14 protein-coding genes are annotated in these 13,953 nt (G+C 72.4%); 7 read left to right on the top strand and 7 right to left on the bottom strand.

The window, feature by feature from the left end; translation table 11 throughout:
* Positions 1–2: 2 nt before the first annotated feature.
* Positions 3–2,708, bottom strand: a complete 2,706-nt coding sequence (locus FHX71_RS16255; RefSeq protein WP_182618096.1) for a pectate lyase family protein — start codon at positions 2,706–2,708, stop codon at positions 3–5.
* Between the two features lie 216 nt (positions 2,709–2,924).
* On the opposite strand from FHX71_RS16255, the gene FHX71_RS16260 reads away from it, so the two are divergent.
* Genes FHX71_RS16260 through FHX71_RS16270 form a run of 3 tightly spaced genes read left to right on the top strand, consistent with a single transcriptional unit; the run spans position 2,925 to position 5,256 of the window.
* Entirely contained in the window at positions 2,925–4,112 is a 1,188-nt protein-coding gene (locus FHX71_RS16260; protein WP_182618099.1) for a CE1758 family FMN-dependent luciferase-like monooxygenase, read from the top strand.
* Between the two features lie 2 nt (positions 4,113–4,114).
* Positions 4,115–4,555 carry a MarR family winged helix-turn-helix transcriptional regulator gene (locus tag FHX71_RS16265; protein WP_182618101.1) on the top strand — a complete coding sequence of 147 codons (441 nt, stop codon included), beginning with the start codon at positions 4,115–4,117 and terminating at the stop codon, positions 4,553–4,555.
* Entirely contained in the window at positions 4,552–5,256 is a 705-nt protein-coding gene (locus FHX71_RS16270) for a CE1759 family FMN reductase (protein ID WP_182618103.1), read from the top strand. The genes FHX71_RS16265 and FHX71_RS16270 overlap by 4 nt, the downstream gene beginning before the upstream one ends.
* Before the next feature lie 88 nt (positions 5,257–5,344).
* Here FHX71_RS16270 and FHX71_RS16275 read toward each other — a convergent pair whose 3' ends face one another.
* The 5 genes from FHX71_RS16275 to FHX71_RS16295 form a co-directional block, all read right to left on the bottom strand.
* Positions 5,345–5,494, bottom strand: coding sequence for a hypothetical protein (locus FHX71_RS16275; protein ID WP_020014105.1), 150 nt, complete (start codon positions 5,492–5,494; stop codon positions 5,345–5,347).
* Positions 5,495–5,667: 173 nt separating this feature from the next.
* A complete protein-coding gene (locus FHX71_RS16280; protein ID WP_182618105.1) occupies positions 5,668–6,792 on the bottom strand; it encodes a M15 family metallopeptidase in 1,125 nt (374 codons plus the stop codon).
* 103 nt (positions 6,793–6,895) lie between these two features.
* Positions 6,896–7,690 carry an ABC transporter ATP-binding protein gene (locus FHX71_RS16285; RefSeq protein ID WP_182618107.1) on the bottom strand — a complete coding sequence of 265 codons (795 nt, stop codon included), beginning with the start codon at positions 7,688–7,690 and terminating at the stop codon, positions 6,896–6,898.
* 23 nt (positions 7,691–7,713) lie between these two features.
* On the bottom strand, positions 7,714–8,757 hold the full coding sequence (locus FHX71_RS16290) for a FecCD family ABC transporter permease (RefSeq protein WP_312877066.1): 1,044 nt from the start codon (positions 8,755–8,757) through the stop codon (positions 7,714–7,716).
* Entirely contained in the window at positions 8,754–9,776 is a 1,023-nt protein-coding gene (locus FHX71_RS16295; protein WP_182618109.1) for a FecCD family ABC transporter permease, read from the bottom strand. Before FHX71_RS16295 ends, FHX71_RS16290 begins: the two co-directional genes overlap by 4 nt.
* 90 nt (positions 9,777–9,866) lie before the next feature.
* Between FHX71_RS16295 and FHX71_RS16300 the strand changes: the two genes are divergently transcribed.
* The 3 genes from FHX71_RS16300 (at position 9,867) to FHX71_RS16310 (ending at position 12,371) form a co-directional block, all read left to right on the top strand.
* Entirely contained in the window at positions 9,867–10,847 is a 981-nt protein-coding gene (locus FHX71_RS16300; RefSeq protein ID WP_182618111.1) for an iron-siderophore ABC transporter substrate-binding protein, read from the top strand.
* On the top strand, positions 10,847–11,668 hold the full coding sequence (locus tag FHX71_RS16305) for a siderophore-interacting protein (protein ID WP_182618113.1): 822 nt from the start codon (positions 10,847–10,849) through the stop codon (positions 11,666–11,668). Before FHX71_RS16300 ends, FHX71_RS16305 begins: the two co-directional genes overlap by 1 nt.
* A 133-nt stretch (positions 11,669–11,801) precedes the next feature.
* A complete protein-coding gene (locus FHX71_RS16310; protein WP_182618115.1) occupies positions 11,802–12,371 on the top strand; it encodes a hypothetical protein in 570 nt (189 codons plus the stop codon).
* A 20-nt stretch (positions 12,372–12,391) separates the two neighbouring features.
* Here the strand turns inward: FHX71_RS16310 and FHX71_RS16315 are convergent, their stop codons facing one another.
* Entirely contained in the window at positions 12,392–12,766 is a 375-nt protein-coding gene (locus tag FHX71_RS16315; RefSeq protein WP_182618118.1) for a DUF2255 family protein, read from the bottom strand.
* A 187-nt stretch (positions 12,767–12,953) separates the two neighbouring features.
* On the opposite strand from FHX71_RS16315, the gene FHX71_RS16320 reads away from it, so the two are divergent.
* A complete protein-coding gene (locus FHX71_RS16320; protein WP_182618119.1) occupies positions 12,954–13,940 on the top strand; it encodes an aldo/keto reductase in 987 nt (328 codons plus the stop codon).
* Positions 13,941–13,953 lie beyond the last annotated feature (13 nt).

A 13,953-nucleotide genomic window follows, 5' to 3' on the forward strand; every position in this document is an offset into this window, starting at 1 on the left:
TCCTACAGGTCGACGACGGTGCCCCCGATCGTCACCACGAGCTGACCGTCCGAGGCGAACGACCAGTTGAGCGCCCCCGAGTACTGCCCGCACCGGGACCCGTTCGAGCCGGACCACCACTGGTTGCCGCCCGCGTCGTTGCCGATGATGCGGTCGTTCGAGCCGCTGTTGCACGACGTGTTGTCGCGGAACGTCGACGAGCCGCCGTCGAAGTTGAAGTTCCGCTCCTCGCTGCCGATGCTCAGGTTGTTCGACACCGTCAGCGAGCCGAGGTTCCGGTTGTAGCCGAAGCCGTGCTTGCCGTTGTCGAACGCGATGCTGCGCCGGACGACGTGGTTGACCGAGATGTCCTCGCCGCCGAGCTTGTAGCCGTTGCGGTCGCCGTTGCCGGCCTGGGAGCCGTCCGACAGGGTGCCGTTCTCGTAGGAGAGGGAGTCCTCGATGGTCACCGCGCCGATGGGGCCGGTGTCGTCCTTGGTGTAGAGGTCCCAGCCGTCGTCGATGTTGTTGTGGGACACGGTGTACCGGAAGACGTTGCCGCTGCCCACGGTGAGCTTGGGCGCGAAGCCGTCGGCGTCCTCGCCGTCGGAGTCGGCGTTGTCGTGCGACTCCGAGGAGACGACGAGGTTGTTGGACGGCCACTCGCTGCTCGGCGCCCCGGCGGTGTACCGGGAGATCTGCAGGCCCGAGTCGTGGTTGAACCGGGTCACCACCCGCTCGATGATGTTGTTGTCCCCGCCCAGCAGGATGCCGTTGTCGCCGGCGTGCTCGACGACGAGGCCGCGCAAGTGCCACCAGTCGCCGCCGAGCGCGATGCCCCGGTTGGCGGGGTCCTCGCTCTGCGCCGAGAAGTTCAGCACCGGCCGCTCGCCCGGGTAGGCGAACAGCTCGGTCCGGTTGCCGGACGTGCCGTTGTTGCCCGGCGGGATGTCGAGCGTCTGCGACAGGTTGTAGGTGCCGCCGCGCGCGTAGATGGTGCCGCCGGCCGAGATCCGGTCGACCGCCGAGGCCAGCGTCGTCGGGTTCGCCTCCGTGCCCGCGGCGCTGTCGCTGCCGCCCGGCGCCACGTACAGCGCGTCGGCGCTCGGCTGCTCGCCGCCGGGCTCCTCCTCGCCCGGGTCCTCGCCGCCCGGGTCCTCCCCGCCGGACGGCGTGCCCGCGTACGTCTCGAGCTCCGCGACCCGCGGCGTCGCCGAGGAGCCGGTGATCTCGAAGTTGATCTTCTTCAGCGAGGTGGCCGCGAAGCTGATCACGCCCGCGCCGCTGCCCGTCTTGAGCACCGCGCCGTTGTCGTTGTTCACGACGCGCCAGGACCCGATGTTCCCGACGGCGCCCGACGCCTCACGGACGTTGATCGACGACACCGTGGTCGCTGACCCCCACTTGACCGAGACGCGCCCGGTCGAACCCGCCGGGGACCAGTACGTGCCGGCGTTCCCGTCGAGCACGTTGCCGTAGCTGGTGCCGCTCGTCTTGCTGGAACCGTCGGCGCCGGCCCCGAGGCTCAGGTTGTTCCCGGCCGGCGGGTCGGTCGGCGGGTCCGTCGGGTCGGTGGGGTCCGTCGGGTCCGTGGGATCGGTCGGGTCCGTCGGGTCGGTCGGCGTGCAGCTCCCGTCCGAGACCTGCAGGCCCGTGTTCGCCCCCGCCGTCTCGGCGACGACGGCGGGCACGCAGCTCGCGGCGTCCAGCGGGTAGGAGTACGGGATGCTCACGGAGGTGTTCGACGTCGGGTTCGGCCCCGCGGGGTTGTTGTCCTCCCCCGGGCTCGACCAGGTCACGTTGTCGAAGACGTTGCCCGCGACCTGCCAGAACCCGGCCTGGTCGGTGTAGAACGTGCCGAGCACGTCCTTGGAGTCCTCGAAGTAGTTGTTGTCCACCTTCGCCTTGGCGCCGGCCCGGGAGTTGATGCCCGACTCGACCAGCCCCACGTAGTGGTTGTTGTACATGTGCGCGATGCCGCCGCGCAGCAGCGGCGTGCGGGAGTTGAGGTTCTGGTACAGGTTGTGGTGGAACGTGACGAACCCGTTCGAGACGTCGCTCTCGCTGGACCCGATCAGCCCGCCGCGCTCCGAGTTGCGCAGGATGCTGTACGAGAGCGTCACGTACTTGGTGTCGTTCTTCATGTCGAACAGGCCGTCGTAGCCCTCCGACTCGCCGCCCGAGGCCAGCAGCGTGAGGTGGTCGGCCCAGACGTTGCGGACGCCGCTCTCCATGCCGATCGCGTCGCCGCCGTTCGACGTCGGCGAGCCCGACTTCTTCACGTTCCGGACGGTGACGTTCTGGATGATGATGTTGCTGGCCTCGCGGATGTGGATGCCGATCTGGTCGAACACGGCACCGCTGCCGACGCCGACGATCGTGACGTTGCTGATCTGCTTGAGCTCGATCACGTCGTCGGCCGTGCTGCAGCTCCCGCCCGAGACCTTGCTGGTGTTGCCGTGGTTGATGGTGCCCGACACCTCGATGATGATCGGGGTGCTGCTGCTGGCCCGGCTGCACAGCGCCGTGTGGATCGCGGTGCCGGTCGTGGCCCGGACCGTCTGGCCGCCGGCGCCGCCGGTGGTGCCGCCGTTCTGGGTCGCGTACCCGGTGGCCGAGCCGGTGGCGGCCGCAGCGTCGGGGACGGACTGTGCGGTCACCCCGATCGCGACGGCGAGGGCCGTCGCGGCCACCGCCGAGAGGAACTGGACAGCTCTTGGTCGTCTCATCTCATTGCCTCACGTTCGTCGTTGAATGCGGGACATTGCTGTGGTGCGCGCAGCGGGTGAATACGGGTAACCGGTTTCCCAGATCCTAGTAACCGGTTTCTCGGATGGCAACCCCCTCGCGCGCCCAGGTCCACGAGCGCGGGGAATACATGACCGGTCATGTTGTTGGAGATGCATAACCAGTCATGCAACCCATCGCTCGGAAAGGCGAACCCCATGCAGTTCGGAATCTTCGGCGTCGGCGACATCGCGCCCGACCCGGTCACCGGATACACGCAGAGCGAGGCGGAGCGGATCAGCAACATCGTGCGCATCGCGCAGCGCGCCGACGAGGTGGGCCTGGACGTCTTCGCCATCGGGGAGCACCACAACCCGCCGTTCATCCCCTCCTCGCCCACCACGCTGCTGGGCCACATCGCCGCGCTGACGAAGAACATCGTGCTGAGCACGTCGGTCACCCTGATGACCACCAACGACCCGGTGAAGATCGCCGAGGACTACGCGACGCTCCAGCACCTCGCCAAGGGCCGGCTCGACCTCATGGTCGGCCGCGGCAACACCGTTCCCGTCTACCCGTGGTTCGGCAAGAAGATCCGCGACGGCGTCGGGCTCGCCCTGGAGAACTACAACCTGCTGCACCAGCTCTGGCGCGAGGACGTCGTGGACTGGGAGGGCCAGTACCGCACGCCGCTGCAGGGCTTCACCGCCACCCCGCGCCCCCTGGACGACGTGCCGCCGTTCGTCTGGCACGGCTCGATCCGCACCCCCGAGATCGCCGAGCAGGCCGCGTACTACGGCAACGGGTACTTCGCGAACCACGTGCTGGCGCCCAACTTCCACTTCAAGCCGCTCGTCGACTTCTACCGGCAGCGCTTCGAGCACTACGGCCACGGCCGCGCCGACCAGGCGATCGTGGGCCTCGGCGGCCAGGCGTTCATCGCGAAGCGGTCGCAGGACGCCGTGGACACGTTCCGCCCCTACTTCGAGAACTACGCGGTGTTCCGCGGCATGAAGCTGGAGGACTACATGCGCGACACCCCGCTGACCGTCGGCAGCCCGCAGCAGATCATCGACAAGGTCCTGACCTTCCAGGAGGGCTTCGGCGACTACCAGCGCCAGCTCTTCAACGTGGACAGCCTGGGCCTGCCCGTCGAGACCGTCCTGGAGCAGGTGGAGCTGCTGGGCACCGAGGTGGTCCCGGTGCTGCGCAAGGAGCTGGAGTCCCGCCGCGCGCCCGGCGTCCCTGACGCCCCGACGCACGCCAGCCTGGTCACGGCCAGGTACGGCGACGCCGAGCCGCGCCAGCCCCGGCCGAACCCGAACCGCGGCGACAACCTGTCGGGCCCCTCGCCGTACCACGACACGGACGCCTCGGTGCAGGCCCGGTTCCCGGCGGGGGTCTGACGATGGCCGGCACCACGCGGCTCGCGAACGAGGCCTGGGAGGCGCTCTTCCGGGCCCAGGCCACCATCGCGCGCGAGTTCGAGGCGGCCGACATCTGGGAGGACGTGCTGCCCAACGAGTACGGGGTGCTCTACGCCCTGTCCGCCGCCCCGGACGGCCTGCGCATCAAGGACCTGATCGACGACGTGCTCCTCACCCAGGCGGGCGTCTCGCGCCTCGTCGCCCGCCTGGAGCAGCGCGGGCTGATCGCCCGCGAGGACGATCCCGACGACGGCCGCGCCTGTCGTCTGCGGCTGACCGCTGACGGCGCCGCCCTCCAGCGCCGGATCGGCGCCGAGCACGCGCGCCATGTTGCCCGGGCCATGACCCGGGCCCTGGACCGCGAACAGCTCGAGACGCTCCGCACCCTCACCACCGCACTGCTCGACGGGAGTCACGCATGAGCACCGACCAGAACACACCGTCCGCGCCGACCGCGCCGCTCAGCCTCGTGGTGGTCAGCGCGGGCGTCAGCGACCCGTCGTCGACCCGCCTGCTGGCCGACCGGATCGCGCAGAAGTCCTTGGAAACGCTGCGCGAGGCCGGGCTGCCCGCGACGGCGAGCGTCGTCGACCTGGGGCCGCTCGCCGTCGACATCGCCCGCGCGATCGTCTCGGGCTTCCCGGGCCCGGAGCTCAAGGAGGCCGTCGCGCGTCTCGCCGCGGCGGACGCCGTGATCGCCGCCGCCCCGGTGTACAAGGCCGGGATCAGCGGCCTGTTCAAGTCGTTCGCGGACGTGCTGGACAACGACCTGCTCGTGGCCAAGCCCGTGGTCCTCGCGGCCACCGGCGGCAGCGCCCGGCACGCCATGGTGCCCGACGAGCAGCTCCGCCCGCTCTTCGCGTTCCTGCGCGCGCTGCCCGTGCCGACGTCCGTATACGCGACGCCGGAGGACTGGGGCTCCCCCGACCTCGGCCGGCGCGTCGCGCGCGCGGCGACCGAGCTGACGCTGCTGCTGCGCAGCGGCGTCGGGCAGGAGATCGCGGACACCGCCTGGGACGGGTACCAGCACCAGTTCTCCGGCAACGCGACCCGGGCCGAGCGGTCCGCCGCCGACGTCGACTTCACGACGGACCTGATGCGGCTCGCCGCGGGCGGTCGCTGACCTGCCCGTTCACTGCCCCGGCACGACGAAGCCGGCCCGGCGCGCGATGGCGCGCCGGGCCGGCAGACAGAGAGACGTTCGTCGTGCGTCAGGTGCGCCGGCGGTTGACCAGGCTGATCACGAGGCTGGCCACCAGGACGATGACACCGATCCAGATCAGGAACTGCCCGATCTCCGTGGCCACGCCGAGGACGACGAGCACGACACCGATCAGGACGAGAATGAGCCAGCTGGGCACGTTGAACTCCTAACTTCTGGCGGCGCTGGGGTGCACCGCGCTGTCTTCACCCTGTACCGAGATGGGTTCACTCGCACGGCGAAAAAGACAACGCGGTCAAAACCCCGCGATTCAGCGCAAAACTCCTGGTCGGAGCGTCCGGATCGCAGCGCTCCGGGCCGCAGCGCTCCAGGTCAGGAACCCTCGCGCGCCAGCACCGACTGCCAGTGCCACGGCTCGGGCACGCGGCCGTTCGGCTCCGCGAACGCCGGGTGGAGCCAGCCGTGGGCCTCGGCGTTGGCCTTGAGCCAGTCGTACTGCGGGGTGTCGAACGTCTCGACGCCGCCGCCGATGTCGACCGCGAGCCCCAGGCCGTGGTTGGAGCAGCCGGGCGGCGCCGCGATGGGCGACGACGGGTCGTACAGCTCCTCCTGCGACGCGTACGACCGGTAGGCCGAGTTGATCGTCAGGTGCTGGCCGAACTCCGCCATGTACGCCTCGTCGAGCGCGATCAGCCCGTCCAGCACGTCGGCCCGCACGACGAAGTCGGGCGCCCACGGGATCTTCGCCAGCTCGGAGTCCTCGAGCATGCCGCTGTCCGGGTCCCACACCTGGTCCGGGGCGGGGCAGGTGACGGCGTCCTGCGCGGAGGCCATCGCCTCCGTGGCCGCCGTGACGACGGAGCGGTTGGTGCTCAGGTCGTACTCGGCCTGGCCCAGCTTCGCGAGGTCAGTACCGGTGAAGGTGACGCTCGCGGAGGCGTCGGCGGCGCCGCCGACGTCGAGGGCGGCGCGCAGGCTGGACCGGACGGACTCGTCGGCGCCCTTGCCCTTGGTCGCGGCGTAGATCTCCTCGCCGCGGTTCGTCGCGGCCTTGAGACTCTTGCGCGCGGAGGTGACCTCGTGGCGGGCCAGGTCCACCATCGAGGCCCGTACCGCGTCCGTCGCCGCGGTGAGTGCCTCCCCGGCGTCCGTGGTCCCGAGGGTGAGCCGGGTGAGGAACGGCTCGGCGAGCAGGGTCTCGGTCTCCGCGATCTGCGCCGAGAGGGCCTCGCGGGTCGCGGGGTCGGCCACCCGCGCCTCGGACGAGGCCAGCAGGTCACGGGCCGCGACGGTCTCCGAGCCGAGGTCCTGGACGTCGGAGACGAGATACCAGCCGAGCCCGCCCAGGATGACCAGGGAGAAGAAGACGACCACCGCGGCGATCGTGATCCGGAGCGCGCGCCGCCGTCGGGCCTTGGCCTCCCGGCGCTCTCTTGCTGACCCGTCGCCCTTGGCGTCCGTCGGTTCGGCGGGCGGCGCGGCGTTCGTCAAGGTCACGAGCCCAGAACCTACGGCACCCGGGAGGTGTCCGCCGACCTGCCAGGGGGTGAACTACGCCTCTTTCGGATGGCGGCGCGCCGGCCCGCGTGCCGGGCCCCGGTCAGCGTGTCGACGCGCTGTGCGGCACCACGAGCGGCCGCCCGGTGAGGGGGTCGTCGATGACGACGCTGGGCAGGCCGAACACCTCCTCGATCAGCTCGGCCGTGACGATCCGCTCGGGGGCTCCCGTGGCGACGATCTCGCCGTCCTTCATGACCACCAGGTGGGTCGCGTAGCGCGCGGCGTGGTTGAGGTCGTGCAGCACGGCGACGAGCGTGGCGCCCTCGGCGTTGAGCCGCGCGAACAGGTCGAGCAGCTCGATCTGGTGCGCGATGTCGAGGTAGGTGGTCGGCTCGTCGAGCAGCAGCAGGGGCGTCTGCTGGGCGAGCGCCATGGCCACCCAGACGCGCTGGCGCTGCCCGCCGGAGAGCTCGTCGACGGGCCGCAGGGCCAGTTCCTCGGTGCCGGTGGCCGCGAGGGCCGCGGTGACGGCGGCGCGGTCGGCGGCGGTGTCGCGGCGGAAGAGGTCCTGGTGGGGGTAGCGGCCGCGGGCGACGAGGTCGGCGACGGTGATGCCGTCGGGTGCGACGGCGGTCTGGGGCAGCAGGCCGACCTGGCGGGCGACCTCCTTGGTGCGCAGGGTGGCGACGGAGCGTCCGTCGAGGACGACCTGGCCGGCGGTGGGGCGCAGGAGGCGGGCGAGGCCGCGCAGCAGGGTGGACTTGCCGCAGGCGTTGGGGCCGACGATGACGGTGAACGACCCGTCGGGTACGGCGAGGTCGAGGCCCTGGGAGACGACGCGGCCGTCGTAGGCGAGGGTCACGCCATCGGCGCGCAGGCGGGCGGTCGTGTCCATGGGTTCCTCCGGGCGGTTCGGGGTCATGCGCGCCGGGCCTCGCGGACCAGGACGCCGAGCAGGTAGACGCCGCCGAGCACGACGGTCACGACGCCGACGGGTACGGGCTGGGCCGGGACGTACTGCGCGAGCAGGTCGGCGCCGAGCAGCAGGAAGGCGCCGGTGAGCGCGGAGGGCACGAGCGGGATGCCGGCGCCGGCCCCGAGGCGCCGGGCGACCTGGGGTGCGGCGAGGGCGACGAACGCGATGGGGCCGGTGGCGGCGGTGACCAGGGCGGTGAGCAGGATGCCGAGGCCGATGATCGCGAGCCGGGTGGGCTCGACGCGCACGCCGTGGGCGGCCGCGGCGTCGTCGCCGAGCTCGAGCTGGCGCAGCGGGCGGCTGGCCCAGAGCACCAGCGGTGCGGTGACGAGGAGGACCGCGACCGCGGGGACGACGTCGGCCCAGGAGGTGAGGCTGAGCGACCCCGTGCCCCAGATGGCCGCGCCCATGGCGACCTCCTCCTGCGCGCGCAGGAGGAGCCAGGTGTTCAGGGCGTGCAGCATGGCGGTGACGCCGATGCCGACCACGATGAGCCGGAAGCCCTGGACGCCGCGCCGGTAGGCGAGCAGGTAGACGACGACGGCGGTGGCGAGGCCGCCGAGGAGCGCGCCCGCCGTCGTGGTGACGACGCTGGTGCCGAGGAGCACGGTGACGACGATGACGCCGGTGTAGGAGCCGGTGGCGAAGCCGATGAGGTCGGGCGAGCCGAGCGGGTTGCGGGTCAGGGTCTGGAAGAGGGCGCCGGAGATCGCGAGCGCGGCGCCGAACAGGATGGCGGCGGTGACGCGGGGCAGGCGCCACTCGAGCACGATCGTGGACTCGAAGCCGCCGGTGCCGGTCAGGGCGGTCAGCACCTGGGGCACGGTCAGCGGGTAGTCACCGAGCATGAGGGCGACGACGGCCAGGACGGCGGTCGCGGACGCGAGCAGGAGCGCGACCGTCGTCGGGCGGGACGGGGCGCGGGGGCTGAGGCGTGCGGCGCCGGCTGGAGCGGGCACGCGCGGGCGGGGGCGGACGGCGCTCACAGCGCGAACGCCTTCCGTCGGCGGACCAGCGCGATGAGCACCGGGGCGCCGACGAACGCGGTGACGATGCCGACCGGCATCTCGCCGGGCCAGAGCACGACGCGCGCGAGGACGTCGGCGGTGAGCAGCAGCACGGGGGCGAAGAGCAGGGTCAGCGCGATGATCCAGCGCTGGTCGGGTCCGGCGACCCAGCGGGCGACGTGCGGCACCATCAGGCCGATGAACGAGATGGGCCCGACGATCGCCGTCGCTCCCCCGGCCAGCAGCGTCACCGCGAGGACGGCGGCGACCCGCGTGACCCAGACGGTGGAGCCGAGCGCGGTGGCGACGTCGTCGCCCAGGGCGAGGGCGTTCAGGGAGCCGCCGAGCAGCAGCGCCGTGACGAGCCCGATCGCGAGGAAGGGCAGCACCGGGGTGGCGACCTGCCAGCCGCGGTCCACGAGCGAGCCGGTCTCCCAGGTCAGCAGGGCGTTGAACGTGCGCGGCTCCGCGATGCGCAGGCCGGAGACGATGCCGGCGAGCACGGCGGTGAGCGCGACGCCGGCCAGGGTGAGCCGGACGGGGTCGACGCGCGCGGTGCCGGAGCCGCCGACCAGCGCGACCGCGACCGTCGCGACGAGCGCCCCGGCCAGGGCCAGCCACACGTACTGCTCGGGGCTGCTGAACCCGAGGAACACGATGCCGAGCGCGACGAAGAACGACGAGCCGGCCGTGACGCCGAGGATGCCGGGGTCGGCGAGCGGGTTGCGGGTGACGGCCTGGATGAGCGCGCCGGCGACGCCGAGGGCGATGCCGACCGCGCAGCCGATCACGGTGCGCGGGACGCGCAGCTCGACGACCGCGTGCCGGTCCCCGGCGGGGACGTCCTGGCCGAGCAGGGCCGCGACGACGACGTCGGGTGCGACGGGTCTGCTGCCGATCGCGAGGCTGGCGACGATCACGACGAGCAGCGCCACGGTGCCGGCACCGAGGGCGAGGTAGCGGGTCGCGACGGGGTGCTGGACCGATGAGTTGGGCATAACGGAGGTTAGGCTAACCTAATCGAGGCGCTGGTCAAGCACCGCGCCCATCCCTTACGCCTGCCTTCCCACGGAAGAGAGCTCCACCCGATGCGTCCCCCTCGCCTGCTCGCCGCCACCCTGGTGGTCCCCGTCCTCGCGCTCGCCGCGTGCTCCGCCGAGACGGCCCCGCCGTCCGCGGAGGGCTCCGCGGCCGCCGGCGGGGCCTTCCCCGTCACGGTGGAGACCAAGTTCGAGCCGGTGACGATCGACGAGCAGCCCGAGCGCGTGGTCGCGCTCGGCTGGGGCGACGCCGAGGTCGCGCTCGAGCTCGGCGTGCAGCCGGTCGGGGCGTCCGACTGGCTCGCCTTCGGCGGCGACGGCGTCGGCCCCTGGTCGGAGGGCTACGACGAGGCGCCCGAGATCCTCGGCACCCTGGAGCTGTCGTACGAGGCGGTCGCCGCGCTTGAGCCCGACCTCATCCTCGACACCCACTCCTCCGGCGACCAGGAGCGCTACGACCGGCTCTCGTCCATCGCCCCCACCGTCGGCGTCCCCGAGGGCGGCGACTCGTACCACACGGACTACGACGTGCAGGTGACGATGATCGCCCAGGCCCTGGGCGTGCCCGAGGAGGGCGACGCGCTGCTCGGCGGCGTCGACGAGGCGTTCGAGCAGGCCGCCGCCGACCACCCCGAGTGGGCCGGCACCACCTTCACCGCCGCCACCCGCACCAGCGAGGGCTGGGGCGCCTACGTCAACGACGGGCGCTCGCTTTTCATGGAGCGGCTCGGCTTCGAGGCCAGCCCCACCATCACCGACCTGCCCGTCGAGGAGAACGGCTGGAGCGTGCGCATCTCCGAGGAGCAGCTCGACCTGCTGGACTCCGACCTGATCGTCGCGTTCCCCATCTGGATCGACGCCAAGGAGATCACCGACGACGCCGGCTGGAAGCAGATCCCGGCGGTCGCCGACGGCCGCGCCGTCGTCATCGGCGACGACCTCTCCGCCGCGTACTCGCTCGGCACGCCCGCCGCGCAGCTCTACGCGCTGGACGAGCTCACGCCGCTGATCGAGGACGCGCTGAGCTGATGACGACGCTCACCTCGACCCGGCCGCTGAAGCCAGCCGCCGCGTCCGTGCGCACCTTCGAGGTCGTCGGCAGCCACGCCGTCTCGCCCGGGTTCCGGCGGGTCACGCTGCAGAGCACCGGGGACGGCTTCGAGGACGAGTTCGAGCCTTTCGGCCACGACCACTGGTTCCGGCTCTTCTTCGCCGACGTCGGACAGCCGCTGCACCTGCCGTTCGGCGCGGCCGACGGCTGGTACGCGCGCCTGCTCGCGATGCCGGACGCGATCCGCCCCGCCGTGCGCAACTACACGGTGCGCGAGGCGCGGCGGGCGGGCGACCGCTGGCAGCTCGACGTCGACTTCGTCGTACACCGGGACGCGGCCGGCCAGGTGGACGGCGCCGGGGCGAGGTGGGCGCAGCGGTGTCGCACCGGCGAGCTCGTCGGGCTGCTCGACCAGGGCCGCATCTTCAACGCCGACGAGCACGACGGGCCCGTCCTGGTGATCGCCGACGAGTCCGGCCTGCCCGGCGTCGAGGGCATCGCGCACGCGCTCGGCGACCGCGAGGTGACGTACCTGCTGGAGGTGCCGCACGCGGCGGACCGGCGCGCGCTGCCCGCCGCCGACGTCCGCTGGGTGGTGCGCGACGGCGGCCGGCCCGCCGGGGCGAGCGCCCTCGACGCGCTGCGGGCGACCCGGGTCGACCCTGGGGCCTACGTGTACGTGGTGGGCGAGGCGTCGTTCACGCTGGCGGCGCGGGCGCACTGCCTGGAGGCCGGGGTGCCGAAGTCGCGCGTCGACTTCTGCGCGTACTGGCGGACAGACCGGGTGCGGTCGGCCTGAGGTCGGCCCTTCGCTTCGAGATCGGCACCTGGCACCGAGATCGGTCCATCGATGGACCGATCTCGGTGCCGACTGCCGACTTCGCCCGGCACCCTGGCCGACCGGTGCGGCCGGGGCCACTAGCCTGGGCCTCATGGGGTTACGTTCCTGGTTCGGGCGCCGCCCGCAGAAGGCGGTCCGCCGCGCCGTCCGCTCGCACCGCACCGACGCCGTGCTGGCCCAGGCCCCGCTGGTCACGTCCGCGGGCGAGGCGTGGGCGTTCGCGACGCGCGCCGAGCTGCTGCTGATCTCCGCGCCCGAGGCCGCCGGCGGCCAGGGGGACGCGGAGAGCAGGGGCGCGCCGTCCGTCGTCGTGCACCGGGAGTGGGCCGACGTGGACCGGGCGACCTACGACACCGACTCCAACGTGATCCGGGTGCACTGGGTCGACGGCGAGGAGCCGACGCCGCTCACCCTCGACGGCCGGCGCAACGTGCTGCCGCAGGTGCTGCGCGAGCGGGTGCAGTGGTCGGTGGTGCTCGCGGAGCCGGTCAAGCTGTCGGGCGGGCGGTCCGCCCGCGTCGCCGTCCGCCGTCGGGCCGACGGCGAGCTGTTCTCCCAGGTGATCGGCGGGCGCGGCGTCGACCTGTCGGACCCGGAGGCCGCGCGGGCGCTCGACGCCGCCGAGGCACGGGTGCGGAGCGCGGCGGGGTTGCCGGCCTAGTTTTCTACCGGCCGCGCGCCTCAGTCCTGGGGGACGGCGCGCAGGGTGGCGCCCACGAGCGCCGGGCCCACGACGGTGGCGACGATCTGCTTGTCGTACCTGCCGTACTTGGCGCGATAGGCGTCGTCCAGGGGCGCGTGGACGACGTCGTCGGGGACCTCGAAGCGGACGTCGCGCTCGACGCCGCCCACCCGGACCCGGCCCGTGCCCGACTCCTTGGCGCGACGGAACCAGCCGTTGTCGGGGCCGTACGCCGAGCGGACGTAGACGTCGTCGCCCAGGCGGGCCGTCCAGATCGTCACGAACGGGCGCAGCGTGCCGTCCGGGCGGTAGGACGAGACGTGCAGCTCGTCGGTGCCGTCGACCTGCTTCAGCTCCTGCTCGGTCCAGCTCATCGGTGCTCCTTCCGGGCGCCTACCGACGCCGCCTGTGCCGACCGCCTGGCACGACCGGTCCCCTCACGGTGCAACACGCGCGCCGCGCCCGGGAGTCCCCGCTGACACCGGTAACGACAGACCCTCCTCGGCGCCGCGGGGCGGGGCTAGCGTGAGGCCGGAACCCACTGCGAAGGAGACTGTCACGATGCACACCCGAACGCTCGGCCAGGGTCTGGAAGTCTCGGCGGTCGGCCTCGGCGCCATGGGGATGTCCCAGGGCTACGGCCCCAACCCGGGCACGCGCGAGGAGATGATCGGCGTGCTGCGGGGCGCCGTGGACCGCGGCGTCACGCTGATCGACACGGCCGAGGTCTACGGGCCGTACGTCAACGAGGAGCTGGTCGGCGAGGCGCTGGAGCCGGTGCGCGACCAGGTGGTGATCGCCACCAAGTTCGGCTGGCGGCTGGAGGACGGCGTGAACGTGGGCCTGGACAGCCGGCCCGAGCACATCCGCGCCGTGGCCGACGCGTCGCTGCGGCGGCTGCGGACCGACGTGATCGACCTGTTCTACCAGCACCGTGTGGACCCCGACGTGCCGATCGAGGACGTGGCCGGCGCCGTCAAGGAGCTGGTGGACGCCGGGAAGGTGCGCCACTTCGGCCTGTCGGAGGCGAGCCCGGCCACGATCCGGCGGGCGCACGCGGTGCACCCGGTCACCGCGGTGCAGAGCGAGTACTCGCTGTGGACCCGCGACCCCGAGCCGGAGGTGCTGCCCACGCTCGCGGAGCTCGGCATCGGGTTCGTGCCGTTCAGCCCGCTCGGGCGCGGGTTCCTGACGGGGGCGGTCGACGCGTCGACGTCGTTCACCGCCGACGACATGCGGGCCTCGATCCCACGGTTCACTGCCGCCAACCGCGACGCGAATCAGGTGCTCGTGGACCAGGTGCGGGGTTTGGCCGGCGCGAAGGGCGCGACGCCGGGGCAGGTGGCGCTCGCGTGGCTGCTGGCGCAGCAGCCGTGGATCGTGCCGATCCCGGGCACGCGGCGCATCGAGCGGGTCGCGGAGAACATCGGAGCTGCTTCGGTGGCGCTGTCGGCTGATGAGGTTGCCGACCTGAACTCGCTCGCTGGCCGGGTCGGGGTGCAGGGGGACCGGTACAACGAGGCGGGGATGGGGATGGTGGGACGGTGAGGATGTCATGGTC

Source organism: Promicromonospora sukumoe (assembly GCF_014137995.1).
GTDB classification, from domain to species: domain Bacteria; phylum Actinomycetota; class Actinomycetes; order Actinomycetales; family Cellulomonadaceae; genus Promicromonospora; species Promicromonospora sukumoe.

Bases quoted from the DNA above. Each gene is read 5' to 3' on its own strand.
- FHX71_RS16285 (WP_182618107.1), bottom strand. From the start codon at position 7,690: ATGGACACGACCGCCCGCCTGCGCGCCGATGGCGTGACCCTCGCCTAC.
- FHX71_RS16295 (WP_182618109.1), bottom strand. From the start codon at position 9,776: ATGCCCAACTCATCGGTCCAGCACCCCGTCGCGACCCGCTACCTCGCC.
- FHX71_RS16310 (WP_182618115.1), top strand. From the start codon at position 11,802: ATGGGGTTACGTTCCTGGTTCGGGCGCCGCCCGCAGAAGGCGGTCCGC.
- FHX71_RS16265 (WP_182618101.1), top strand. From the start codon at position 4,115: ATGGCCGGCACCACGCGGCTCGCGAACGAGGCCTGGGAGGCGCTCTTC.
- FHX71_RS16300 (WP_182618111.1), top strand. From the start codon at position 9,867: ATGCGTCCCCCTCGCCTGCTCGCCGCCACCCTGGTGGTCCCCGTCCTC.
- FHX71_RS16305 (WP_182618113.1), top strand. From the start codon at position 10,847: ATGACGACGCTCACCTCGACCCGGCCGCTGAAGCCAGCCGCCGCGTCC.
- FHX71_RS16315 (WP_182618118.1), bottom strand. From the start codon at position 12,766: ATGAGCTGGACCGAGCAGGAGCTGAAGCAGGTCGACGGCACCGACGAG.
- FHX71_RS16255 (WP_182618096.1), bottom strand. From the start codon at position 2,708: ATGAGACGACCAAGAGCTGTCCAGTTCCTCTCGGCGGTGGCCGCGACG.
- FHX71_RS16260 (WP_182618099.1), top strand. From the start codon at position 2,925: ATGCAGTTCGGAATCTTCGGCGTCGGCGACATCGCGCCCGACCCGGTC.
- FHX71_RS16270 (WP_182618103.1), top strand. From the start codon at position 4,552: ATGAGCACCGACCAGAACACACCGTCCGCGCCGACCGCGCCGCTCAGC.
- FHX71_RS16320 (WP_182618119.1), top strand. From the start codon at position 12,954: ATGCACACCCGAACGCTCGGCCAGGGTCTGGAAGTCTCGGCGGTCGGC.